At 33.7% G+C, this 22,472-nt stretch carries 26 protein-coding genes, 2 pseudogenes and 2 riboswitches; of the genes and pseudogenes, 21 read left to right on the forward strand and 7 right to left on the reverse strand.

The genetic code is table 11. The annotated features are described in order from the left end of the window. Positions 1–12: 12 nt before the first annotated feature. On the forward strand, positions 13–423 hold the full coding sequence (locus AM499_RS03905) for a GNAT family N-acetyltransferase (protein ID WP_053588975.1): 411 nt from the start codon (positions 13–15) through the stop codon (positions 421–423). A gap of 72 nt (positions 424–495) precedes the next feature. On the opposite strand, the gene AM499_RS03910 is transcribed toward AM499_RS03905, so the two are convergent. After that, positions 496–1,515: an NADH:flavin oxidoreductase/NADH oxidase gene (locus AM499_RS03910; RefSeq protein ID WP_053588976.1), complete on the reverse strand. Its 1,020-nt coding sequence runs from the start codon at positions 1,513–1,515 to the stop codon at positions 496–498. A gap of 470 nt (positions 1,516–1,985) precedes the next feature. Between AM499_RS03910 and AM499_RS03915 the strand changes: the two genes are divergently transcribed. After that, complete coding sequence (locus AM499_RS03915; RefSeq protein ID WP_053588977.1) at positions 1,986–3,194, forward strand: argininosuccinate synthase; 1,209 nt, start codon at positions 1,986–1,988, stop codon at positions 3,192–3,194. Further along, positions 3,191–4,564: an argininosuccinate lyase gene (gene argH, locus AM499_RS03920; RefSeq protein WP_053588978.1), complete on the forward strand. Its 1,374-nt coding sequence runs from the start codon at positions 3,191–3,193 to the stop codon at positions 4,562–4,564. Before AM499_RS03915 ends, argH begins: the two co-directional genes overlap by 4 nt. A gap of 81 nt (positions 4,565–4,645) precedes the next feature. On the opposite strand, the gene AM499_RS03925 is transcribed toward argH, so the two are convergent. Continuing rightward, positions 4,646–5,683 (reverse strand): serine hydrolase domain-containing protein, encoded by a 1,038-nt coding sequence (locus AM499_RS03925; RefSeq protein WP_231687522.1) that lies wholly within the window; start codon positions 5,681–5,683, stop codon positions 4,646–4,648. A 341-nt stretch (positions 5,684–6,024) separates the two neighbouring features. Beyond that, a riboswitch (FMN riboswitch) is annotated at positions 6,025–6,155 on the forward strand. A gap of 142 nt (positions 6,156–6,297) precedes the next feature. Beyond that, a riboswitch (FMN riboswitch) is annotated at positions 6,298–6,430 on the forward strand. Between the two features lie 180 nt (positions 6,431–6,610). Here AM499_RS03925 and ribE point away from each other — a divergent pair. From ribE to AM499_RS03955, 6 genes and pseudogenes are all read left to right on the forward strand, one after another. Next, positions 6,611–7,258 carry a riboflavin synthase gene (gene ribE / locus AM499_RS03930; RefSeq protein ID WP_053592089.1) on the forward strand — a complete coding sequence of 216 codons (648 nt, stop codon included), beginning with the start codon at positions 6,611–6,613 and terminating at the stop codon, positions 7,256–7,258. Positions 7,259–7,274: 16 nt separating this feature from the next. Then, a pseudogene (ribB, locus tag AM499_RS03935) lies at positions 7,275–7,895 on the forward strand (3,4-dihydroxy-2-butanone-4-phosphate synthase); the annotation flags it as partial. 59 nt (positions 7,896–7,954) lie between these two features. Then, a complete protein-coding gene (gene ribH / locus AM499_RS03940; protein ID WP_053588980.1) occupies positions 7,955–8,419 on the forward strand; it encodes a 6,7-dimethyl-8-ribityllumazine synthase in 465 nt (154 codons plus the stop codon). A gap of 184 nt (positions 8,420–8,603) precedes the next feature. Beyond that, entirely contained in the window at positions 8,604–9,446 is an 843-nt protein-coding gene (locus AM499_RS03945; RefSeq protein WP_053588981.1) for an ABC transporter permease subunit, read from the forward strand. Continuing rightward, entirely contained in the window at positions 9,443–10,483 is a 1,041-nt protein-coding gene (locus tag AM499_RS03950; protein WP_053588982.1) for an ABC transporter permease, read from the forward strand. The genes AM499_RS03945 and AM499_RS03950 overlap by 4 nt, the downstream gene beginning before the upstream one ends. 52 nt (positions 10,484–10,535) lie before the next feature. Continuing rightward, positions 10,536–11,018: an NUDIX hydrolase gene (locus AM499_RS03955; protein WP_053588983.1), complete on the forward strand. Its 483-nt coding sequence runs from the start codon at positions 10,536–10,538 to the stop codon at positions 11,016–11,018. Positions 11,019–11,067: 49 nt separating this feature from the next. Here the strand turns inward: AM499_RS03955 and AM499_RS22190 are convergent, their stop codons facing one another. Both AM499_RS22190 and AM499_RS22195 read right to left on the reverse strand, forming a co-directional pair. After that, complete coding sequence (locus AM499_RS22190; protein ID WP_082355162.1) at positions 11,068–11,232, reverse strand: DinB family protein; 165 nt, start codon at positions 11,230–11,232, stop codon at positions 11,068–11,070. A 2-nt stretch (positions 11,233–11,234) separates the two neighbouring features. Beyond that, positions 11,235–11,528, reverse strand: a complete 294-nt coding sequence (locus AM499_RS22195; RefSeq protein ID WP_269432442.1) for a DinB family protein — start codon at positions 11,526–11,528, stop codon at positions 11,235–11,237. A 209-nt stretch (positions 11,529–11,737) separates the two neighbouring features. Between AM499_RS22195 and AM499_RS03965 the strand changes: the two genes are divergently transcribed. Beyond that, complete coding sequence (locus AM499_RS03965) at positions 11,738–12,328, forward strand: dienelactone hydrolase family protein (RefSeq protein WP_053588985.1); 591 nt, start codon at positions 11,738–11,740, stop codon at positions 12,326–12,328. Between the two features lie 51 nt (positions 12,329–12,379). Then, a complete protein-coding gene (locus tag AM499_RS03970; protein WP_053588986.1) occupies positions 12,380–12,895 on the forward strand; it encodes a YfiT family bacillithiol transferase in 516 nt (171 codons plus the stop codon). A gap of 400 nt (positions 12,896–13,295) precedes the next feature. On the opposite strand, the gene AM499_RS03975 is transcribed toward AM499_RS03970, so the two are convergent. Next, positions 13,296–14,060, reverse strand: coding sequence for a DUF3891 family protein (locus tag AM499_RS03975; protein ID WP_053588987.1), 765 nt, complete (start codon positions 14,058–14,060; stop codon positions 13,296–13,298). Between the two features lie 406 nt (positions 14,061–14,466). Between AM499_RS03975 and AM499_RS03980 the strand changes: the two genes are divergently transcribed. The 3 genes from AM499_RS03980 to AM499_RS03990 are packed head-to-tail and all read left to right on the forward strand — an operon-like array spanning position 14,467 to position 15,728. Next, the gene (locus AM499_RS03980; RefSeq protein WP_053588988.1) at positions 14,467–15,048 is read left to right on the forward strand and encodes a TetR/AcrR family transcriptional regulator; all 582 of its coding nucleotides are present in this window, start codon (positions 14,467–14,469) and stop codon (positions 15,046–15,048) included. 23 nt (positions 15,049–15,071) lie between these two features. Next, a complete protein-coding gene (locus tag AM499_RS03985; RefSeq protein ID WP_053588989.1) occupies positions 15,072–15,413 on the forward strand; it encodes a DMT family transporter in 342 nt (113 codons plus the stop codon). Further along, entirely contained in the window at positions 15,414–15,728 is a 315-nt protein-coding gene (locus tag AM499_RS03990; protein WP_053588990.1) for a DMT family transporter, read from the forward strand. Between the two features lie 309 nt (positions 15,729–16,037). Here AM499_RS03990 and AM499_RS21570 read toward each other — a convergent pair whose 3' ends face one another. Further along, a complete protein-coding gene (locus AM499_RS21570; protein ID WP_156316741.1) occupies positions 16,038–16,178 on the reverse strand; it encodes a hypothetical protein in 141 nt (46 codons plus the stop codon). A gap of 692 nt (positions 16,179–16,870) precedes the next feature. Here AM499_RS21570 and AM499_RS04000 point away from each other — a divergent pair. Beyond that, on the forward strand, positions 16,871–17,185 hold the full coding sequence (locus tag AM499_RS04000; RefSeq protein ID WP_053588992.1) for a hypothetical protein: 315 nt from the start codon (positions 16,871–16,873) through the stop codon (positions 17,183–17,185). Positions 17,186–17,438: 253 nt separating this feature from the next. Next, positions 17,439–18,032: a hypothetical protein gene (locus AM499_RS04005; protein ID WP_053588993.1), complete on the forward strand. Its 594-nt coding sequence runs from the start codon at positions 17,439–17,441 to the stop codon at positions 18,030–18,032. A 91-nt stretch (positions 18,033–18,123) separates the two neighbouring features. Here the strand turns inward: AM499_RS04005 and AM499_RS04010 are convergent, their stop codons facing one another. After that, the gene (locus AM499_RS04010) at positions 18,124–18,858 is read right to left on the reverse strand and encodes a YqcI/YcgG family protein (RefSeq protein ID WP_053588994.1); all 735 of its coding nucleotides are present in this window, start codon (positions 18,856–18,858) and stop codon (positions 18,124–18,126) included. A 169-nt stretch (positions 18,859–19,027) separates the two neighbouring features. On the opposite strand from AM499_RS04010, the gene AM499_RS04015 reads away from it, so the two are divergent. From AM499_RS04015 to AM499_RS04035, 5 genes and pseudogenes are all read left to right on the forward strand, one after another. After that, a complete protein-coding gene (locus AM499_RS04015; protein ID WP_053588995.1) occupies positions 19,028–19,882 on the forward strand; it encodes a dimethylarginine dimethylaminohydrolase family protein in 855 nt (284 codons plus the stop codon). 517 nt (positions 19,883–20,399) lie between these two features. After that, the gene (locus AM499_RS04020; protein ID WP_053588996.1) at positions 20,400–20,666 is read left to right on the forward strand and encodes a CPCC family cysteine-rich protein; all 267 of its coding nucleotides are present in this window, start codon (positions 20,400–20,402) and stop codon (positions 20,664–20,666) included. Positions 20,667–20,695: 29 nt separating this feature from the next. Then, on the forward strand, positions 20,696–21,013 hold the full coding sequence (locus AM499_RS04025; RefSeq protein ID WP_053588997.1) for a hypothetical protein: 318 nt from the start codon (positions 20,696–20,698) through the stop codon (positions 21,011–21,013). A gap of 85 nt (positions 21,014–21,098) precedes the next feature. Then, positions 21,099–21,809, forward strand: a pseudogene (locus AM499_RS04030) (class I SAM-dependent methyltransferase). 165 nt (positions 21,810–21,974) lie between these two features. After that, on the forward strand, positions 21,975–22,466 hold the full coding sequence (locus AM499_RS04035) for an NUDIX hydrolase (protein ID WP_053588998.1): 492 nt from the start codon (positions 21,975–21,977) through the stop codon (positions 22,464–22,466). The last annotated feature ends 6 nt before the right edge of the window (positions 22,467–22,472 follow it).

Below are 22,472 nucleotides of genomic sequence, written 5' to 3' on the forward strand. Positions count from 1 at the left end.
AGAAGAATAAAGATGACATATAAAGTGATTGAAAAATTAAATGAAAACCAGCTTAATCATTTACTAGCTTTGTTTAAAAATGAATGGTGGACGAAAAATAGACAAGCTATAGATATAAAAAAAATGCTAGAAAATAGTAATGTAGTTATTGGGCTTCTTCATGAAGAAACGGATGAATTGGTTGGTTTTGCAAGAGTTATTACAGATACTGTTTACCGAGCTTTTATATTCGATGTAATTGCAAAAGAAGAATACAGAAATAGTGGTATTGGCAAGATTTTGATGGATTCTATTTTAAGCCATCCACTTGTACGAGATGTTGATAGAGTCGAACTTTATTGTCCTGATCGATTAGTTTCCTATTATGAGAAGTGGGGATTTTCAACAGATGTTAATGGCAGCAACTTAATGAGAAAAAAATAAGATGAAAATGAAAGAACCTCCACTATGTATATGCAAAGGGAGGTTCTAATTCTGTTCTATAAGATAGCCAATTTAAAAACCTCTTTTATAAGGTGTAGGAGGCTCGACTTTCCCTGTGATTGACTCTTCTGCGTGAAGTGCCCAATAAGGGTCCTTCAACATTCCACGGCCTATGGCTACTAATTCTGCATCGCCTTCTTCGATAACTTTTTCCGCTAGATTAACATCTTCTAATATACCTACAGCAATGACTGGTAAATCCAGTGCTTGTTTAAATGCACGAGCAAATGGAACTTGATAGCCTGGTGTATTTGCAGGTTTTACTTTACCAGGTGGTGCCTCACCTCCACTTGAAACGTGGAAAACATCAACACCAGCTTCTTTATATTTTTTAGCAAGTTCTAGAGAATGTTGTAGACCATATCCATTATCCATATATTCAACAGCAGAAATTCTCATGATTAACGGCATTCCATCAGGCATAACACTTCGAATTGCTTGAATAACTTCTACGCCAAATTTAGATAAATCTTTTCCATAATCATCTGATCTATTGTTAATAGCAGGTGAATGGAATTGATGAATTAGGTAACCATGTGCCCCATGAATTTCAATTGTATCGAAACCGGCTACAATTGCTCGTTTTGCTGCATCTTTAAACTTATTGACCATTTCTTTCACTTCATCAGTTGAAAGAGCTCTCGGTTTTTTCCAGTTACTATCTACTGGAATATCGGATGAACTAACAGGTTCTTTGGCGTCTGTTGCTTTTCTGCCAGCATGAGCAATTTGAATACCTATTTTCGAGCCATATTTATGTACTTCTGAGACAAGTCTTTCATAAGCAGGAATCTGTTCATCAGACCACAGTCCTAAATCATTGTCCGTAATTCTTCCATCAGGCTCCACATCAGTCATTTCAACTATTATTAAACCTGACCCACCGACAGCTCTAGAAACATAGTGAACAAAATGCCAATCATTTGGAATGCCGTCCTTAGCTTCAACGGAATATTGACACATTGGTGGCATTACAACTCTATTTTTTATTTCAAGCCCTTTTAGTTTTATAGGTGAAAATAAATGACTCATTCTAACACACTCCTTTCATATTATTATCTTTGTTTCTTCTCTGGTAATCAAATCATGTGCTTTTAAATTTTAATATATCCAGTTGGAGGGGAAAGTTAGGGGTATACAAAATACTATCATTTCCTAAACCTAGGGTATTCACTTTGAGATGAAATAACCGCTCTATTACAAATGAAGGTAATAAAGATGCTATCCAAAAGTTTATTTAGCATACACAGGTAGAAGTTATAAAGAATACAATTGACGAAATTGAAAGACAGCTTAATACAACAGAAATCATATATACTTTTATTTGATATATGATCAAGAATAAAGTAGAGAAACCTACAATAGAAGATACTCTAGTAAAATAAAAAAATGAAATATATTCCTCATAATCATAAAATATTAGTTGTATTTATACATTAAGCATGTTACATTATGTATATTAATACTAAAAAAACGTATAAACATACATGGAGGAATATAAAATGAATAAAAAAGTCGTTTTAGCTTATTCAGGTGGTTTGGACACATCTGTAGCAATCACATGGTTAAAGGATGAAGGATATGATGTTGTTGCTGTTTGTCTAGATGTTGGTGAAGGAAAAGATTTAGAGTTTGTTAAAAACAAAGCCCTACAAGTTGGAGCTATCGAGAGCTATATGATCGATGCAAGAGAAGAATTTGCAAATGAATACGCTCTGATAGCACTTCAAGCTCATACATGGTATGAAAATAAATACCCACTTGTTTCTGCTTTATCGCGTCCGTTAATTTCGAAAAAATTAGTAGAAATTGCAGAACAAACAGGTGCAACTGCAGTAGCTCACGGCTGTACAGGTAAAGGGAATGACCAAGTACGTTTCGAGGTTTCGATTAAAGCTTTGAATCCAAGTTTAGAGGTAATTGCACCAGTTCGTGAATGGAGCTGGAGTCGTGAGGAAGAAATTGAATATGCAAAGACGAAAAATATTCCTATTCCTATTAACTTAGACAGTCCATTTTCTATTGACCAAAACCTTTGGGGGCGTTCAAATGAATGTGGAATTCTAGAAGATCCGTGGGCAGCACCTCCAGTAGATGCATATGATTTAACCGTTGCATTAGAAGATGCTCCTGATACTCCGGATATTATTGAAATCGATTTTAAAAATGGCGTCCCAGTAGCGCTTGATGGTGTGGAATATAAATTATTTGAGTTAATCTTAAAATTAAATGATTTAGCTGGTAAACATGGTGTTGGACGTATTGATCATGTAGAAAACCGATTAGTTGGGATTAAATCACGTGAAGTATATGAAATTCCAGGAGCTCACACTCTATTACTTGCCCATAAAGAGCTAGAAGATATTACTCTAGTAAAAGAATTGGCACACTTTAAACCAGTAATGGAGAAAAAATTAACTGAGCTTATTTATGAAGGTCTTTGGTTTTCTCCACTAAGAACTGCTCTTGAGGCTTTCTTAAAAGAAACACAAGTATATGTAAATGGTACAGTTCGCGTGAAGCTTTTCAAAGGCCATGCAATTGTCGAAGGGCGTAAATCTCCAAACTCTCTATACAATGAAAAGCTTGCAACATATACAAAAGATGATGAATTTAACCATGCTTCTGCAGTTGGATTTATCGAACTTTGGGGTCTTCCAACTAAAGTTCACGCTATGGTGAATAAGGGAGCAGAGAAGGTGCAATCATGACCAAATTGTGGGGCGGAAGATTCCAAAAATCTGCCGAGCAATGGGTAGATGAATTTGGTGCTTCCATTGGCTTTGACCAAACACTAGTAATGGAAGACTTAGATGGCAGTATCGCGCATGTTAAAATGCTTGGAGATTGCAAAATCCTTCCTTCTAAAGATGTCCAACAAATATTGGTTGGTCTAGAAGAGTTAAAAAAACGTGCAGCAGAAAACGAGTTAGAGTTTTCTGTTGCAAATGAAGATATTCATTTAAACTTAGAAAAAATGCTAATTGATCTAATTGGTCCAGTTGGTGGTAAGCTACACACTGGCCGTAGTCGTAACGATCAAGTAGCTACTGATATGCATCTATTCCTGAAAAATAGAGTAAGTGAAGTCATTGAGTTAATTGACCTCTTCCAAAAAACACTGGTGGAACAAGCAGAAAAACATGTGGAGACTCTTGCACCAGGTTACACCCATTTACAACGAGCGCAACCAATTTCGTTTGCACATCATTTAATGGCTTATTTCTGGATGCTAGAACGCGATAAAGATCGTTTTCATGACTCGATTAAACGTATCGATATCTCTCCGCTAGGAGCAGGTGCACTAGCAGGTACTACCTTTCCAATCGACCGAAAATTGGCCGCTGATTATTTAGGCTTTTCAAATGTATATGCTAACAGTATGGATGCCGTAAGTGACCGAGATTTTATCGTGGAATTCCTTAGTAACTCCTCGATGCTAATGGCACACCTATCAAGATTTGCCGAAGAAATTATTCTATGGTCTAGTTCAGAATTCAATTTTATTGAACTTGATGATTCGTTCTCTACCGGTTCTAGTATTATGCCTCAAAAGAAAAATCCAGATATGGCCGAATTAATTCGTGGAAAAACAGGTCGTGTGTATGGAAATCTTATGGGCTTGCTGACCGTAATTAAAGGATTACCCCTTGCTTATAACAAAGACATGCAAGAAGATAAGGAAGGTATGTTCGATACAGTTCATACAATTGTTGGATCGTTGAAAATTTTTGAAGGTATGGTTCGAACAATGACAGTTCATACAGAGCGACTTCACGACACTGTTCATAAAGATTTTTCTAACGCAACAGAACTTGCTGATTATCTTGCTTCAAAAGGGCTTCCATTCAGAGAAGCACATGAGGTGACAGGAAAGTTGGTTTTCCTATGTATCCAACGAGACTATTTCTTATTGGATCTTCCACTAGAAGATTTACAAGAAGCAAGCAATCTAATCGAGTCTGATATTTACGATGTCTTATCACCATTAGCGGCCGTAAAAAGAAGAAATTCAATAGGTGGAACTGGATTTGAGCAAGTTAAAATACAAATTAATAAAGCTAAAAATCGTTTAGCATAATAATAACTGTAGAAACCACTCACATTCTTGTGAGTTTTCTACAGTTTATTGGTTTTTAAGCATATCAGTGCGTGAAATATCTTACTTTACTCCCATTGCTAACTTTATAGAAAGACGAATCGGCAGACTAGGGTTAGCAAATTGATTAACATCCCCGACGAAAAAAATGTCCTTCTGGGGATAGTAAAATGCAAAGGAACCAGATGAGCCGGAGTGACCCAGTAATTCTCCCTTTTCCATAAACGGCATTAATAATCCACCAAGAGTAATTCTCATATATCCTCCCCCATAGCTAATCGGTCCCATTGTGATTTGAAGCTTGTTATAATTAGCTAGTTCATTAAATACAATTTTATTAAACAACTTACCGCCAAAAAATGCTTTAATAAATATCATCATTTCTCTAGCAGTAGTAACAGCACCGCCACTCGCACGACAACTACAAATAAACATAGGGCGGTTCAATACTTTATCCTTGTAGTAAATATGTGGTATAAAATCATTTTCACTTTGTGGAAGATAAGTATTCTTAAGCTCTAGTGGAATAAAAATTAATTGCTGGTAGGCTTCTGCTAGTGTCGTTCCATTTACCTTTTCAATAATTTCACCAAGTAAATCAAAGTTGAGATCAGAATAATAGGCTTTTCCATTAGTACGCGGAATGAAATGTGGTTTAAGTTCTTTTGTCCAATTTAAAAGTTCATGAAAAGAAAAGCTGAAATCTTGATTAATAACTTTTCTTTTAGTCGAACTCTTCTTCTCTTCAAATTTATCAGGTAATCCGCTAATTTGAAACAACAAGTCGTATAAAAGTAAGTCAAATGAATATTCCTTTGACTTGTAAATATGCAGTCCGCTTAAATGTTCTTGGTCAATAAATTCAGATATTTTATTCTTCAAAGATAGCTTTCCTTGTTCTTTCAAAATTAAAATACAAGCAGTGGTCAAAAGCTTTGTTATGCTTGCCATAAGCAATGGTGAATCTAATTCCTTACCACCATATCCTTTGTACCAAGAAAATTCACCTCTTGTATCTTCCATATAAACAATTCCTTCATGAATGCGCTTATTAACCATAGTTTTATTAAAAACCTTTTCTAAAATTATAGATTTATACATTTTCATAAGGTCTCCTTTCTAAGATCTGATACAAAATGTTGCTATTATTAATTTCTTTAATACTCATAAGTAAAGTGGAAGTAAATGTACAGAATCCTTTTATATTATTCTTTAAATAAAAAATATATCCCTTCTTTAAATATTTAAAAAAATAGACCAATAAGAAACTGCTTAAAACACAACTTATAGAGTAATTCTCTACTGGTATTAAAGTAGATATAATACAGAATATACACTTGTGTATACTTGACTGATTGAGCAATCTGATATATTAACAAATATAGGAAAGACAATTTACGTGTATAATTATTCTTTACGTGGTATTATAATTGCATAGATGAATAGTCCTTCGGGGTCGGGTGAAATTCCCAATCGACGGTGATGAAGAAATTCTAAGCCCGTGAGCCTTTTTAAGGCAGGATTTGGTGCGAATCCAAAGCCGACAGTATAGTCTGGATGGGAGAAGGACGTTTGAACAACTTTATTTACTTATGGAGAAAAACTTCTTCTATAGGTTTATTTGTTGATGAAAATAACTTTTCTAACGACCCCGTAGAGATTCTCTATGGGTTTTTCTTTTTGTAAAAATGAAAAACCAATTACAACTTTATATTATATTCCTTCGGGGTCGGGTGAAATTCCCAATCGACGGTGATGAAGAAATTCTAAGCCCGTGAGCCTTTTTTAAGGCAGGATTTGGTGCGAATCCAAAGCCGACAGTTAAAGTCTGGATGGGAGAAGGATGTAAGAGCAAGAAGCCTTTTAAATTTTCTGGATTTAGATAGGTTTATTAAGTATTGCTTAAATTACATAATCCCAAAACCCCTTAATTTCTAAGGGGTTTTCTTTTGTTTATCAGAGAATTTTGTTGTCAAGACAGGAGGTTTTCTGAATTAAATAAAATATTTCTGAATAGAGGTGTTTATGTTGTTTACTGGAATTATAGAAGACTTAGGTAAAGTTAAGGCCCTTAAAAGTGGTGCGAACAGTATGAAGTTAACATTGGAATCTTCTAAAATAGTTGAAGACATTCATTTAGGTGACAGTATTGCTGTTAATGGTGTTTGTTTAACAGTTATTGCTTATTCTAATAATCATTTCACTGTAGAAATAATGCCAGAAACTGTAAAGTCAACAAATATTCGTTCACTGCAAATTGGCCATGTAGTCAATTTAGAAAGAGCGATGGCGGCAAATGGAAGGTTTGGTGGACATTTTGTTTCTGGTCATGCGGATGGAACGGGTGTCATCTTAAGAAAAAGAAAACTGGAAAATGCGGTGTACGTAGATATCGGTATTGATAGAGAACTCAGTAAATATTGCATGCTAAAAGGTTCGGTAGCGATCGATGGAATTAGTTTAACTATTTTCGAAGTGCAGCCCACACAAATAACAGTATCGCTTATTCCACATACATTTAGCGAGACAATCTTAGGTATTAAAAGAGAGCAAGACATTGTAAATATTGAAAATGATTTATTGGGGAAATATGTTATTCAACAATTAGATCAAAAACAAGAGAAATCAACGAACTCAACAATAACGATGGATTTCTTAAGACAAAATGGATTTTAATAAAGGGGCTTTTACTATGTTTCATACAATTGAGGAAGCTATAGATGATTTAAAAAAAGGTAAAGTCATTATTGTAGTGGATGACGAAAGTCGAGAAAATGAAGGAGACTTTCTAGTATTGGCAGATTACGCTACACCCGAAAATATTAACTTTATGGCAACGTATGGTCGTGGATTAATATGCACACCTATTACGAAGAATTTAGCTGATTATCTAAATTTATCTCCTATGGTCGAAAATAATACGGATAACCATCAAACAGCCTTTACTGTTAGTATAGATTATAAAACTACAGAGACCGGTATTAGTGCATTTGAACGTTCTGAAACGATATTACAACTTTTGAATGCTGAGTCGGTAGGCTCTGACTTCCGTCGACCTGGTCATGTGTTCCCTCTAATAGCAAAAGACAATGGTGTACTTGAACGTCCGGGTCATACGGAAGCAGCTGTTGATTTTGCAAAACTTTGCGGAGTTACACCCGCTGGTGTCATTTGCGAAATTATGAGTGAAAATGGGGAAATGGCTAGAGTACCAGAATTAAAAGAAATAGCAAATCTTCATGGTTTGAAATTTGTCACTATTGAAGCATTAGTAAATTATCGAAATGCACATGAAAAATTAGTGATGGGAGAATAGCTTTAATTCAGAGGAAATATTAACTTATAAAATTATAAATTTAGGAGAGATAAAGAATGGGACAAATATTTGAAGCACAATTAATCGGAACAGATTTGAAAATAGGTATTGTAGTTGGTAGATTTAATGAGTTTATCAATGGTAAATTATTAGATGGTGCAATGGACGGCTTGAAACGTCACGGTGTTTCTTTGGATAATGTAGATGTAGCATGGGTACCTGGAGCATTTGAAGTACCATTTTTAGCGAAAAAAATGGCGGAAACAAAAAAATATGACGCAATTATCGGCTTAGGAACTGTTATTCGAGGCTCTACTACACATTACGATTATGTATGTAACGAAACAGCAAAAGGTATTGCAAGTGTGGGGTTAACAACAGGTGTGCCAGTTATGTTCGGCATTGTGACAACGGAAACAATCGAGCAAGCTATTGAACGTTCTGGTACAAAAGCTGGTAACAAAGGTTATGATGCGGCAGTATCTGCAATTGAAATGGCGAATTTAAGCCGTTTATTTTAATAGACATAAAAAACAGGCTATCATTAGCCTGTTTTTTTATATTCGCTTGTTCCAATCGATTTAAGAGGGCTGAAAATTGGATTAAATGGAGAAATGTCTCAAATTACTTAAAATTCTCTTTTTTTTATATTTTACTATGTTATGATATTTTCATCTTAGTTTTCGGACAGCAGGGGGATTTTTTGTGAAGAAATTATCAAAATGGTTGCTTCAATTGACGGTAGCTTTTATAGGTATTTTACTGATAAGTGGCTTACCTATATTGATCACAGGTATACAACAAGGGGAGTTTAGGGGAAAGGAATATTCGCAACATATACTTGCACTATTTCCAATTTCTAATTTTATGGATCAATACTATGGTCCACATATAGGGGAGTATATTACCTATTCCTTAGAGATATTATTTTTGGCATTAGTAGTTGCAATTTTTTTAGCACTATTATTTACGATTCTAACAATGCTGTTTAAAGAACGAACAAGACAGCGAATTAAAACGATCTTTTTCTTTTTGGAATCCTTTCCAGACATATTAGTGATCTTGCTTGTTCAGTTAACGGTAATTATGATTCATAGAAATACAGGTATTTTTCTTTCTAAAATAGCCGTCACTGGTGGAGAAAAGATTTATATGCTTCCTGTTTTTTGTTTGATGATTTTACCGATGGTACAGCTGTATCGCTTAAGCATGCTGACATTTGAGGCAGAGGAACGTAAAATGTATGTAGAACTTTCAAAGTCGCTTGGTTTTAGTAAATTAATTATTTTAATTATACATATATTTAGGAATGCAATTGTTAGTATATTTTTTCAATCGAAAAAGACGATGTGGTTTATGCTTTCTAATTTATTTATTTTAGAACGAATGTTCAATATGCCAGGTATTATGTTTCACTTGAGCCAAAACATGTCTGGCGAGCTTTTTTTAATTACAGTTTGCAGTTTCTTTTTACCTGTTTTCATACTGTACAGCTTTGGTGAGTGGTACTTTTTACGCCGTTTGAATCGGGGAGGTGCTATCTTATGAAGTCTGTTTGGAAGCAACCTTATTTTGTTTTTGGATTTATCATTCTTGCATTCTTTTTAATAGGAAGTTTTGTATTCGAATGGATTAATGGACCGGATCCTAAGCAAACATTTTTTATATACGAAAAAGGTAAATTAGTAGAAGCAGCCCCACTTTCACCTAGTTGGGCTAATCCTTTTGGGACAGACCAGTTCGGTTATGATATGTTTGCAAAAATTATGCTAGGTGCAAAATATACTATTATTGCTGCAATGGGAGTTGCTGCAGTCCGTATGTTTATTGCAGTACCCCTAGGTTTTGTCATAGGTACGTATTGGCAAAAGAAACGTTCATTATTGAATAGTTTTATTGATCCGCTACATTATGTGCCAATGACCATATTTTCCTATCTCATGTTGTTTCCCGTATTATGGGAGCCGATGGAAGGGTTCTCAACAACGGTATGGGAACGTATTGTTATTCAAGTTGTGTTAATGGCTATTATAACCGTGCCTATTGTGTCCGCTTTAATTGGGAATGAAGCGAATTTACTTTATCAGCAGGAATACATTTTAGCTGCAAGAACACTTGGAGCGAGTCGTCGAAGAATAATAACGAGACATCTCTTTCCAATGATGCGGGAAAAATTGTTTGTACTTTATGGTCAGCAAGTGGTTGAAACATTAGTTGTTTTTACACATTTAGGACTTCTTCAATTATTTATTGGGGGGACAAATGTGAGCTATGATCCGATGTTTGGAGATCCACCTAAATCGATTGCGTATGAATGGGCTGGACTATTTGGTTCTTCGTTTCGATATTTACAAGGTGTTCCATGGCTGCCCCTTGCTCCAGCAATCTGTTTCGCACTCGTTATATTAGCTGTTGCCACTATGATCGAGGGCTATACGCGAGCAGTGAGTGGGCAAGTAATCATTCCAAAACGAAGAAAAGCTGTATTTGTTTCGGATGACACAATTGAATGGAATCAACGACAGTTAAAAGAAAAGTTGCGTTTGCTACATCAAACTGAAAAACAAAAATCAACAAAACTGTAGGCTTTAGTCTACAGTTTTTTTACAGCATATTAAATTTTAGGAGGAATTTAAAATGAAAATGCCAACACATATATTAGCAGTTGGGGGAATAGTAGAGAACGAAAAGAGAGATATTCTGTTAGTGAAAACACTTCATGGGGGATGGGTTTTTCCTGGCGGTCAAGTGGAAATAGGCGAAAATCTAATGGATGCCTTATGTAGAGAAATAAAAGAAGAAAGCGGAATAGATATAGTTGTTTCTCGCATGATTGGTATTTATTCAAATACTGGTATTCATAAATGGTATGACAATAAAACGGATGTCGCTACTAAATTGATAGTAGATTTTTTGTGCAAGCAAACTGGCGGAGAACTTTGTACTTCTGATGAAACAACAGAAAGTGGCTGGGTGGCAAAAAATAAAGTGTTAGATTTAATTACTGCTCCAGCTATACTTGCACGTTACCAAGCTTATTTAGATTTTAATGGGACTGTAAATTATATGGAATATGTAACAAAACCAGATTTTGTACAGAAGTTAAACAGGAAAATATAGATCTAGTAATTCCTCTTCTTTAAAAAGTGAGTCAAAGAAGAGGTCCATATCAATAGTTTGGTTCTCTAAATAATATATCGCTAGATACAGGTTTAATACCGATTTCCCTAGACCAAATAGATAATTGTCCTATATGATGCGTTTCGTGTGAAATGATATGTTGCAAAATTTTATCGTAAGAAAATGAATAAGTAATACCTTTTTTACTAGTAATTTTTAATACTTGTCCTGATTAGAAATCCACTTTTGGATAAAATTATAAGTATTTTGCTTTGTTTCATTCGAAAAATTAATTACTTCTTCAAGGTTGGTAATTAAGTCAATATTACTCTCTATAACAGGTGTACCATTCATTTGATTGATCCATAGTTGTTCACAATCTATTACATGGTATAAATTATGTAAAATACTACCCATCCCACCTATACGTTTTTTTGTTAGCTCTTCAAAAGATAATTCGAGACACCATTCAAACCAATCATTCCTTATTTGCCAATTATACAAAAACATCTCAAGCACTTTCTTACCTCCTACTCTTAAACTATTATTTCATATTATCGCAAATATTCTATAATATTGGTAGGATAGAAAAAAGTCTTAAGAAGATTACTGCAAGAAGAAAGATTTTGTTTGGTTTAAGGAGAACTACTACTAAAATATTTAATAGAGTTTGTAAAAGATGCTACAGCTAATTTTAGTCTCGAAGGGAGATGTATTAGATTTACATACAAAATAGATCAAATGCTTTAATTATTGTAGTTCATGAAATTTACGGAATTAATCAGCATATGAATTATATTTGTCGTACATTATCAGAAAAAGATTTTGATGTCATTTGTCCTAGTTTATACGAACGTGAAACATCATTTGAATACATTCAAGAGGAAGTTGCTTATCAGCATTTTATGGAGAACGTAGGTTTTACAAATGCTTCTAAAAAAATCAAATGTGTATTCTCTGACATGAAAGATAGATATGAGAAAGTATATATAGTTGGATTTAGTGTGGGGGCTACGATTGCTTGGTTGTGTAGTGAGGAAAATGATGTCGATGGAATTGTCGGATTTTATGGTTCTCGTATAAGAAGCTATATAGAGATAGAACCCTTATGTCCTTCATTGCTTTTTTTTCCAGAAATAGAGAAATCGTTTATTGTGAACGAGTTAATCCAACGTTTAGAAGAAAAGAATATAAAGGTACATAAATTTAACGGCCACCACGGGTTTAGTGACCCATTTTCTCATAAATATCATGAAAAATCAGCACAAAAAGCATTTAACAAGATGTTCGATTTTTTTCAGAAAAATTGAGTAAAAAAGAGATGTAAAGCGATAGAAAAACTGAATAAAGGAGGGCTTAATATGAATGAAAGATACCCGATAGGTGAGTTTGAATTTGATGGAAAAATTACTAGGAATGAGATTGAGGAATTGATTAAGCAGATTGAAGATTTGCCTGAATTATTAGCAGTTGCTGTAAGTGACTTGAATGACCAACAAATGGATACAGCTTATCGTTTAGGAGGGTGGACAGTTCGTCAAGTAGTTCATCATCTTGCGGATAGCCATATGAATGCATATATTCGATTTAAATTAGCAATCACAGAAGAAACTCCAGTAATCAAGCCTTATAACGAAGGTGATTGGGCAGAACTTCCTGATTACGAACTGCCGGTTGAGACTTCCATATCTCTTCTTAAAGCCTTACATATAAGATGGGTTAAACTATTAAAAAGCCTAACCCTTACGGATTTAGAGAAGACCTTTGTTCATCCAGATTCAGGTGAAATTTCAATTGGAAAAAATATTGGCATTTATGCTTGGCATGGTCAACACCATCTTGCTCATATAACTTCTTTATGTATTCGTAAGGGCTGATAAATTGGACTTTTTTGATAGAAGCATTGCTGTAACTAGTTTACTTTTTTAGAGAAATTGCTACAGGGCATGCTAGTGAAACATGCAACATTTCTTAGTGATACAACCAATAAATTGTTATTTACTATTAGGGAAGGGTGGGAAGAGAATGAAAAACTGGTTGTATACTTTGTATTTTATAGTTCTTGGAGTTATATCTTTTATAACCCGGGAAGTTGTTACTTTCGTTATGTTGGGTATTATTTTAATAGCTCTAAATAATATTCATTCAACATTGAAGGAAATACTAAAAAATAATAAAACTAAAATTAACTAAGGGGGACGCTTCTAAAAGAAGATAAAAATAAAATCAAAATGCCGAATTATTGTGATATTACTTTCTTTCTAATCTTGTTTTATTTTATTTAAAAGTTACCTTTCTTATGGAAAGAGTTGTGTCCTTGTATGCCTCTAGAATGCCTTTCTTTTCAATTTGATCTTTTAATACTTCCTTGTATGGTAGTTGTACTTCCAATTCATTCTTTAAAGGAGAGAAGGAAAGTGAAACGGTTTCTAGATTTTCCCAATGAGCAACGATGGGTTTGTCCGTAACAAAAAGAAACAATTGTGGAAATCCGTTTTGAAAAAAGGGATGATTCCTTTTATTATCACCAGGTTCATTTAAACTAATATAAAGAGAAAGATAATCACTAAATTTTAGCAAATCCAATTGGTACATTAAGGTTTCATTCTTATCCGCATTTTCCTTCAATCCCAGTTCCTTTGAAAGTCGCTTATTTCTTTGCTTTTCTTCATTCCAAAACTCCTTAACTACGGATTGGGTAGCGTCCTGAAGTAATGAGGAATAGTGTAAACTACATAACAAGCCTGCATACTTGCTCATTTTTTCAACCTCATCCAGTCCCTTTTTATAAAAAGGGATTTTAAGCTCAGTCGGGTAGTCAATAAATGAGTAGGGCTTATCTGTTTTATCATTCCATACTGGAGAAGTATCTAACTCTATCCATCCTCTATCATGTTCTTTGATCGCCAGTAGCACTTCTGGTGTTCGTTCAAGCTCAAAAAAATAATCCTTCTTACAATTTTGGGCGATTTTCCCTGCAATTTTGGCATGATCATTCTGAGTAACCATTACATAGCTTTGTTCTCGTTCTAATATAATCATTTCTGTATATCCTTTCTTTATATAACTCCATCATATTGAGTTTCTCATGTTTAATAGGTACCTCATAACCAACAGATTTAAACAAATTTACTTTAATTGACTTTGCCAAGGGTGAAGTTAAATCCTTAAAGTCTTTTGAATAGGATGTCCAATTTAACCATGATAGACTCATTGGGAATTTAGAATTTGGATCTGTATTAGTTACATAGAGGAGATTATATCAGTTATTATGTTAATATTTATATTGCTTATAGTGTAGTTCTCAAAATGACTGTGAATCTCAGAAATGAGGTCACTTCATTTTTTTCATTTTACGAATCTTTTATAGGTACTAAAAGAAGAATTTGTTGACAGGATTTAAAATGTTTGTTATTTTTAACTGACGAACGTTCGGAAGGGTGATAGTATGACAATAAATAGAATAAAAGAAGTTGCGCTTAACCGATTTGCCCAGAATGGATATGATGGAACATCAATGGCTCACATTGCTGATGAGGTAGGGATAAAAAAACAATCTATTTACACATACTTTAAAGGAAAAGACGAGCTTTTTCTTGATGTTTGTAACGACGTGTTTGCTAATGAATTAAGAATTGTTACCAATTTTATTGACGGTAACAAGAAGCTTCCTATTAAGGATTTCTTATTTAATTTTCTGTTGCATTATAAAGAGCAATATGAAAAAAATGGTTATACTAAATTTTGGCTTCGTATAACGTTTTTTCCTCCTACTCATCTCTATAATGAAGTCATGAAATATGTATATGAATACTTAGACAAGGTAGAAGAACTACTAGTTCCAATTTTAGAAGAAGCAATCATAAAAAAGGAAATTAGCTCTTCAATTGAAGCTAAGAAAGCTACAGTAGCATTCTTAGGGGTATTAGATGGAATTTTTGTAGAAATGTTATATGGTGGCCCTGAGCGTTCGAATAAAAGATTAGATGCTTCTTGGTATCTTTATTGGCGTGGATTATCGAAGGATTAAGAAGCTTTACGGAGGGAAACTATATGAATCGAAATTGGGCACTTGTAATTATTGCTGGTGTTATTGAAATTTTTTGGGCAATGGGTTTGAAGTATTCAGATAACTGGATTTCTTGGCTTGTGATTGCCTTCCTAATATATTTATCGTTTGTCGTGTTACTAAAAGCTTTACAAACCGTACCAGTTGCCTCGGCGTATGCTGTCTTCACTGGAATTGGTACAGCTGGAACCGTTGTGGTAGAGATGATTGTATTCGGAGAACCATTTAGTTGGACTAAAATATTTTTTATACTTTTGCTATTAGCTGGTGTAATTGGTTTAAAATTGATCACCACCGATTCAAGCGAGAAAGATGGTGTAGCATAAATGGATTGGGTATACCTTATTTTAGCTGGATGTCTTGAAGTTATAGGAGTTATAGGTTTGAACAGAGTCATTAAATACAAGAACATTCAATCATATGTAATCTTAATTGTTGGTTTTATATTAAGTTTTAGTTTTCTGGCATTAGCAATGAAAACTCTCCCTATGGGACTATCGTATGCAGTTTGGACAGGTATAGGAACAGTAGGGGGAACACTTGTAGGAATGTTTATTTATGGAGAATCTAAGGATTGGAAACGAATTGCATTTATAGGCATGATCGTAGCTGCAGTAATTGGGTTGAAACTGACTTCCTAAAAGAAATTATATAGAACTATTGGAATTAAAGAATGGAGCTCTAACTTGTCGAATTAAAATATTTGATGAAATTTCAAAGGGAAAAACTAAGTTCGTAAATATGGAATATTCGCAATGAGTAATATATTTTAATACAGAAAGAGATACTACCTTATTTCAAGGTGTATCTCTTTTTACAATTGAGTTTCAATAATGATGGAGTTGTCAGTTTAATATACATAGCGTTTGACCATATCATAATTTAAATGAACAAGAAGTTATTACTGAGTATTAAATCATACTATAGTTGCATGTATGTTAATAGTTGTATTAGCAATTTTGTTGGTTATTATTTTGTACGTTTTTACGTTTAGTTTGATTTAAATCTTGTTCTTCCGCGAATTCTTCCCGATTGTTTTTTCTTGAATTAGGTTCTTTCTTTTTAAAGTTTGGTTTACTTTTCTTTGTCATGGTATCGTCACCTCCTAGAGTTTAATGTGCTCTGTAAAGATGGTCTTATTCAAAATGAATAGTTCTTTACAATGCTTAATGAAATTGGAAAAGATTCATTTGAAGATAATATTTTTAAACGGACTAGTTAAGGAATTTTTGTAATCAAGGGTTGCTAAGGCAACTCTTTTTATTATTGAGCTAACGGGACAAGTTAGTGGAAGAGGCAGGGATTTTTGAAAAGAAGTAGAAGTACTTATTATATGGAAAATTATACAAGTGTCGAGTAGGTAAATTAGAAATGGAAGTGAATCAATGTTAGTTAAAGGTCATATTGTCAGTATGCCTAAGATTTATTGGGTCATATTGATTCCTATCTTCTTAGGGGTGAGTTACTATAATATTTTTTTTGATTGGGATTTGCAACACTATGGTGTAACTGAACTAGAAGATTTTGGGCTATATGTGTTTGTCTTATGTCTAAGTTTTTGCCAATGCTTTATTTACATTTTATTTATTCGGTTAGCAGTGACTACTATAAAAAGACTTCAACATAAGTAGAGCTATTAGGAAAGAAGTGATCTTAGTAAACAAGAGTGTTTTTTCTACAAAAATTGGAGACTTTTTTTTCACGGACGGGTCGTTAGTTTAAGTGTGTTGATTAATTTTGGGTACACCCAATCCATTAAGGTTTTCCTAAAAGGAGTAAATGTATGAAAAAATCTCGTAATTTCTTATTAATTATTGTTACTGCTTTAATTGGTTTTTTTATCTTATTCTATTTTTTAAATCAAAACGCTGTTATTGAATCTAAAACCGAAAACATTCAAGTAATTAGTAAAGGTAAAACTTCTGAAGAAAAGTGGATAGTCCTTTCAAATAATAATAAGATCTACATAGAAGATTTTAGTATATGGGCTTTAATTGAAGAAAATCAAAATTACACTATAGTTTATGATTTAATGAAAAAAACAAAAAGATACAAATTAATAACTATTGTACCGGGGGATTATAATGGACAATTTTAGGATATTAATATTTTTCTTATTCAACTAACGAGTGCTTTAGTGAAAGATCATAGAGTTGCTATATGCAGCTCTTTTTTCTTATTGAACTAAAGGGGCAGCTTAGCTGATGAAGGGATAATTAGGGAAATATAGAATATAAAGTGTAAGGATTATTATTTTGAACAGAAACACTATTAAAAATTTTAGTACATGGTCATATTGACAAGTTATAGAGTTGTTCAATCGATTTTTTTCCTTAGCATAGGGGGAAGGAATGAAAGGGGTATTTCATTTGAAATCTAATATTCTTATCTTTGTATTTTTAACTTCACTATTATTTATCACTGGTTGTACGCTAAGTAATTCCGTACAAACATATGATACAAATAATGAAAATGTAATCAGTATATTAGACGAGAAAGTTTTAAAAATTGATGACTCAGAAGAAGAGTTTTCTTATTTAACCGACTTATCGGAAGAAGAATTAAAGTCTTATAAATTATTTACCCAGGAATATGATACAAATTATATAAAAGGTTTTTCACCAGAAAAGATTATGCTTATATACATTCATTCAGCAGTTATAGATGATATAGAAGCAATCTATTCGTTGGTTTATATTGATGGGGAGTTACCTGATTTCGATACTTTTAAAAGAATATATTACCAAAATCTTAACATATCCAACTTGGAAATGGCTTTAGATTTCAGATATTATGACACAATCAAAATAAAACAAGAAGACAGTAATGGATTATTAGTTGAATTAACGGTTAGTTATGGAAGGTTCACAGCTTCAACATTAATGGAATTAAAAAAAGAAAATGATATATGGAAAATTGTTCTCCCCCACTCGTTCAAAAAGTGAGCACTTTAAGCAGCGTATTCTCTATTTTAACTTGTCTTTTCTCCATTTTATTTTCCACAAAAAAATCCCCTATGAAAATGGGGACTTGCTTTTATGCTTGTGATTTATGGTGGAATGGACATTTTCCTTGAATTGGCTCAATATCATCACCAATAAAGAATTGCTTCCATTCATTATGCGTCGGGTCGCCGAAGTGACCGATATCTGGATGTTTAGGCAGCTGATCCCAAGCTTCTACACGTTTACGAACTTTTTCACGTGACATTATACCGCCTTTTTCAGTTCCTTCTAATCCTTCAAATATCTTGCGAGGCTGGAATCCAAGAACCATCGCATTTCCTAAATGACGTGTCTTTCGCTTCTTATATGCAGGAGCATTTCCGAACACGAAGATTGGCTCTCCATTGAATCGGAAATCCCATAAATAGTGTTCAGGGTCGCGAGGGCTGTCTTCCGGCCATTCAATTTCATCGACCTCATGTATGTATTGGAGAATCTCCCAAAATTGCTTTCGATAATCTGCGAGAGAACCCTCTTGCTCAAAAGGCTCTACAAATACAAAAAGACCGTGTCTCTTATAGTTTGGTAGTTTAAATAAATCTAGAAAGCCTTCTAGTGCAAGCGGTAGATTACTCCAGTCGTCTTGATTGATATATGCATAGCGGAGCTCGCCTTTCAGTTCGCCACTCATTCCAAAAAAACATGGAAACGTTTTATCCGTTACCGTGTTATGAAAGGTTTCGTATTCTTTATAGAGCCAACTCGGCAAGTCTTTTCTAGTATGAAAATCTTCTTTTGTTAATAAAGCTCGTTCCTTCGTAATCATACAATCGCCTCCACTATCTTTATTCACACATCTCGTTATGTCTAGTCTTTACCCCATCCTAAATTTCCTGAAACAACGAAGTTCAAATGAAAAAAATTCACAAATAGGTTATGAAATGAAAAATCAAGGGAATAAAAAAGGAATGAATTAAGAAATTGGAGGATGACTTATGGTGAAAATAATTCAAAATCAATCTAAAATAAATTGTCAAAGCGAATATGGAACACTTAAAAAAGTCGTATTATGTGAACCTCAATATATGGAAATTAAAGAAGTGATTAATGATGTTCAAAAAAAATATATAAATGATAATATTGACCGTTCACTTGCTATTTCGCAGCATCAGATATTTGAACAAACATTACGGAACGAAGGTGTGGAAGTGATTAAACTACGACCAAGTAAAGACCACCCTGAACAAGTCTTCACTAGAGATATTGGTTTTACTTTGGGTAATCGTTTATTTATTTCCGAAATGGCGAATCCGATTCGTAAAGGCGAAGAGAAAGTATTAGCTCATTGGATGAATGAACATGACATTTCGTATAAGAAGCTTTCAACGCATCCCATTGAAGGTGGCGATGTAATCGTAGATGGCAATCGTGTATTTATTGGAATTAGCCATCGTACATGTATGAAAGCTATTCAAGCTTTGCAAAATGAATTACCTGATTTTGAGATTCTACCTATACCTTTTAAACCAAATTATTTGCATCTAGACTGTGTGTTCAATATTCTTTCCACAAAAGATGCGTTGATTTATCCCGATGCGCTCGATCCAAAAATCGTGGACCGTTTATCGAGCATGTATCATTTAATCGAAGTGAGCGAAAGTGAGCAGTTCTCAATGGGTACGAATGTGTTGTCTATTGGTCATAATCGAGTGTTTAGTTTACCAATAAATCGTGACGTGAATCATCAGCTGAGACAGCATGGATATCAAGTGTTGGAGGTCGATTTCTCGGAAATCATTAAATCAGGTGGATCATTCCGATGTTGTTCAATGCCAATTGTGCGCCATTAAGAAAAAAGTCAATAGCATCTTTATAGGAGACTATGCTATTTTATGCAATGAAAAACCCTTTAGAATTTGTTCTAAAGGGTTTTTCTGATTATTTATTCCGTTTTCTTGCTATTAATACAGTACCTATGTACCTTTAAGAATCGACATAATTACACAAATTTAGATTTAGAGAAAAACTGTCACAGGGGTAGTAAAATATAATGATAAATTACATTTGTCTGTAATTGTGAATGATCAAAATAACAAAACAAAGGTAATAGAGGAATTGCTCAATTAACAAAACCTTTTAAAAGAGAAACTAAATTGAAAATATTAAATCAGAAGCTGTAATTATAATCAAAAATGGAATAACAAATCCAAAAGTATATTACACTAATCGTTAATTTTATATTAAACAAACGGTGCTTCACTTGAAGAGTGTTGAGCTGCTTACCTGGCTCTTATTCATTGAAGTAAAAGAGAAGGTTAGTTGAACAAGAAAGTATGGTAAAATCAAAAAAAATATTGAGGTGATTGTATGAAATACACTTGTCCTTGCTGTGGCTATAAAACATTAGATGAAGAACCGCCAAACACTTATGAAATTTGTGAAATATGTTTTTGGGAAGATGATGGTGTTCAATTTAGAGACGCTGATTATGAAGGTGGGGCAAATGATGTTTCGTTAAGACAAGCACAACTAAACTACATTATGTTTGGGGCATGCCAAGAAGGCTCAATCGAATTTGTGAGAAAGCCGAACGAGAAAGATGTAGTAGACCCTGATTGGAAACAGTTAATTTAGAGTGTTATTAAGCCTAGGAGGAGTACATCGTGAAAAATAAAAAAATACTCGGTTTATCTTTTTTATTTATAAGTTTGCTATTCTTTGTCGGTTGTTCCGAGTATCAAGAAGACTTCACTTTCACAGGAACTGTTGAGGAGATAGTTGTTGAAGATAAAATACTGGTAATGAAAGAATACGATGCACCTGAAAGTAGAAAAGAAGGAAATGTATATGAAATCCCAGTTGACAAAGTTGAAAGGTACAACGTCGGACAAAAACTGGAAGTAACAGTCTTTTCGAATACTGATGTAGATGTTTGGGATTTGGACCATATGAAATTCGAAATAGAGGTAATTGATAACTAAACTCTCTTATTCATCTACCGGGATAGGTTAGTTGAAGAAGGTATTTCAACATTCAATAAAGAATTTGATGTAAGGGGTGAAAACATTGACTAGAATTGAATTTATTCGAAATGAAGAGAAGAAATATCACGATTATTGTTACGATAACTATAAATTATTTGAAGAAGGTTCTTGGTTATACAAACCTGTAAAAACGGTAACCGATTTATTACATTTATTTGATGATAAAGAGAATGTAAAAGTTCTAGACTTAGGTTGTGGAGTCGGCAGAAATAGTATTCCGATTGCTGAAGCAATCAAGTCCAAAAACGGTAAAGTTGTCTGTGTTGATTTACTTGATTCGGCATTACTAAAATTAAGACAATATAGTAAAGAATATAAGGTTGAAGAAGTAATTCTCACGGAAAAAGCTGATATAGGTAACTATGAAATCAAAACAAACGAATATGATTTAATAGTTGCCATTTCAAGTTTAGAACACGTTCAATCAGAAGTTGCTTTAAATAAAATTATACAGCAGATGGCAGATGGTACTCAAAACAACGGAGTAAATGGTATTATCGTGAACTCTGAAGTTACAGAAATTGATGAAGAAACTAACGAGAAGTTAGATGCACTTATGGAAGTAAATCTTTCAACAGAAGATATGATTAAAAAAATCAGTAGCTTCTATACATGATGGGAACTATTCAAATCAGAAGTAAAACCATTAGAATACAGCATTATTCGAAATGGAAAACCTGTATTGTCAAAAACCAACGCAATAACTTATGTTGTTAGAAAAAATAATGAATAGTACTTCAACTAGTGGGCGCTTTAGTTAAACTAGAACATCACTTCGATGGACTAGTTTAATATATAAAACACCATGTAAATTTCTGTGATCAAGTGTGAAATTTTACACTTAAACTAACGGGGCAGGTTAGTGTAATAAGAAATCGAAGAAAGGGAGAGTGAAAAATTGACAACCAAATATGTGAATTGGGGAGATTCAAAAGTAAAACTAACCTGGAAGCGTGATCCACAACTTCCTCCAAGAAAGTTAATTACAAGCGTTCACGGCATTTGTTTACAAGAAGAAAAACTACTTTTGGTTAATCTAAATCATAGAGGGTGGGATTTTCCTGGCGGTCATATTGAACTTGAAGAAAACCCTGAAGATTGTTTAAATCGTGAAGCGTATGAAGAGGGATATGTAACGGGAAGTATCTTTCTTTTAGGTCATATTATAGTTGACCACACTGAAAACATAAAATGGGATGCAAGTAGCAATTATCCAAAGGTAGGATATCAAGTTTTTTACCGTATGGACATTGATCGATTACATGATTTTCAAGCACAGTTTGAGTCAGCTGAAAGAATTCTTATAAATCCGGGTGAAGTAATAGAATACTATCATGATTGGAACGAACTTTATCAAGAAATTCTTGATTATGCTTTAGTCCTAAAGTAATTCATT

The sequence above is a fragment of the Bacillus sp. FJAT-22090 genome, from assembly GCF_001278755.1.
GTDB lineage: Bacteria > Bacillota > Bacilli > Bacillales_A > Planococcaceae > Psychrobacillus.

What these genes read in the sequence shown, in the direction of transcription:
- AM499_RS03905 (WP_053588975.1), top strand. Translation starts at nt 13, where the DNA reads ATGACATATAAAGTGATTGAAAAATTAAATGAAAACCAGCTTAATCAT.
- AM499_RS03910 (WP_053588976.1), bottom strand. Translation starts at nt 1,515, where the DNA reads ATGAGTCATTTATTTTCACCTATAAAACTAAAAGGGCTTGAAATAAAA.
- AM499_RS03915 (WP_053588977.1), top strand. Translation starts at nt 1,986, where the DNA reads ATGAATAAAAAAGTCGTTTTAGCTTATTCAGGTGGTTTGGACACATCT.
- argH (WP_053588978.1), top strand. Translation starts at nt 3,191, where the DNA reads ATGACCAAATTGTGGGGCGGAAGATTCCAAAAATCTGCCGAGCAATGG.
- AM499_RS03925 (WP_231687522.1), bottom strand. Translation starts at nt 5,683, where the DNA reads ATGTATAAATCTATAATTTTAGAAAAGGTTTTTAATAAAACTATGGTT.
- ribH (WP_053588980.1), top strand. Translation starts at nt 7,955, where the DNA reads ATGGGACAAATATTTGAAGCACAATTAATCGGAACAGATTTGAAAATA.
- AM499_RS03950 (WP_053588982.1), top strand. Translation starts at nt 9,443, where the DNA reads ATGAAGTCTGTTTGGAAGCAACCTTATTTTGTTTTTGGATTTATCATT.
- AM499_RS03955 (WP_053588983.1), top strand. Translation starts at nt 10,536, where the DNA reads ATGAAAATGCCAACACATATATTAGCAGTTGGGGGAATAGTAGAGAAC.
- AM499_RS22195 (WP_269432442.1), bottom strand. Translation starts at nt 11,528, where the DNA reads ATGTTTTTGTATAATTGGCAAATAAGGAATGATTGGTTTGAATGGTGT.
- AM499_RS03970 (WP_053588986.1), top strand. Translation starts at nt 12,380, where the DNA reads ATGAATGAAAGATACCCGATAGGTGAGTTTGAATTTGATGGAAAAATT.
- AM499_RS03975 (WP_053588987.1), bottom strand. Translation starts at nt 14,060, where the DNA reads ATGATTATATTAGAACGAGAACAAAGCTATGTAATGGTTACTCAGAAT.
- AM499_RS03980 (WP_053588988.1), top strand. Translation starts at nt 14,467, where the DNA reads ATGACAATAAATAGAATAAAAGAAGTTGCGCTTAACCGATTTGCCCAG.
- AM499_RS03985 (WP_053588989.1), top strand. Translation starts at nt 15,072, where the DNA reads ATGAATCGAAATTGGGCACTTGTAATTATTGCTGGTGTTATTGAAATT.
- AM499_RS03990 (WP_053588990.1), top strand. Translation starts at nt 15,414, where the DNA reads ATGGATTGGGTATACCTTATTTTAGCTGGATGTCTTGAAGTTATAGGA.
- AM499_RS21570 (WP_156316741.1), bottom strand. Translation starts at nt 16,178, where the DNA reads ATGACAAAGAAAAGTAAACCAAACTTTAAAAAGAAAGAACCTAATTCA.
- AM499_RS04000 (WP_053588992.1), top strand. Translation starts at nt 16,871, where the DNA reads ATGAAAAAATCTCGTAATTTCTTATTAATTATTGTTACTGCTTTAATT.
- AM499_RS04005 (WP_053588993.1), top strand. Translation starts at nt 17,439, where the DNA reads ATGAAAGGGGTATTTCATTTGAAATCTAATATTCTTATCTTTGTATTT.
- AM499_RS04010 (WP_053588994.1), bottom strand. Translation starts at nt 18,858, where the DNA reads ATGATTACGAAGGAACGAGCTTTATTAACAAAAGAAGATTTTCATACT.
- AM499_RS04015 (WP_053588995.1), top strand. Translation starts at nt 19,028, where the DNA reads ATGGTGAAAATAATTCAAAATCAATCTAAAATAAATTGTCAAAGCGAA.
- AM499_RS04020 (WP_053588996.1), top strand. Translation starts at nt 20,400, where the DNA reads ATGAAATACACTTGTCCTTGCTGTGGCTATAAAACATTAGATGAAGAA.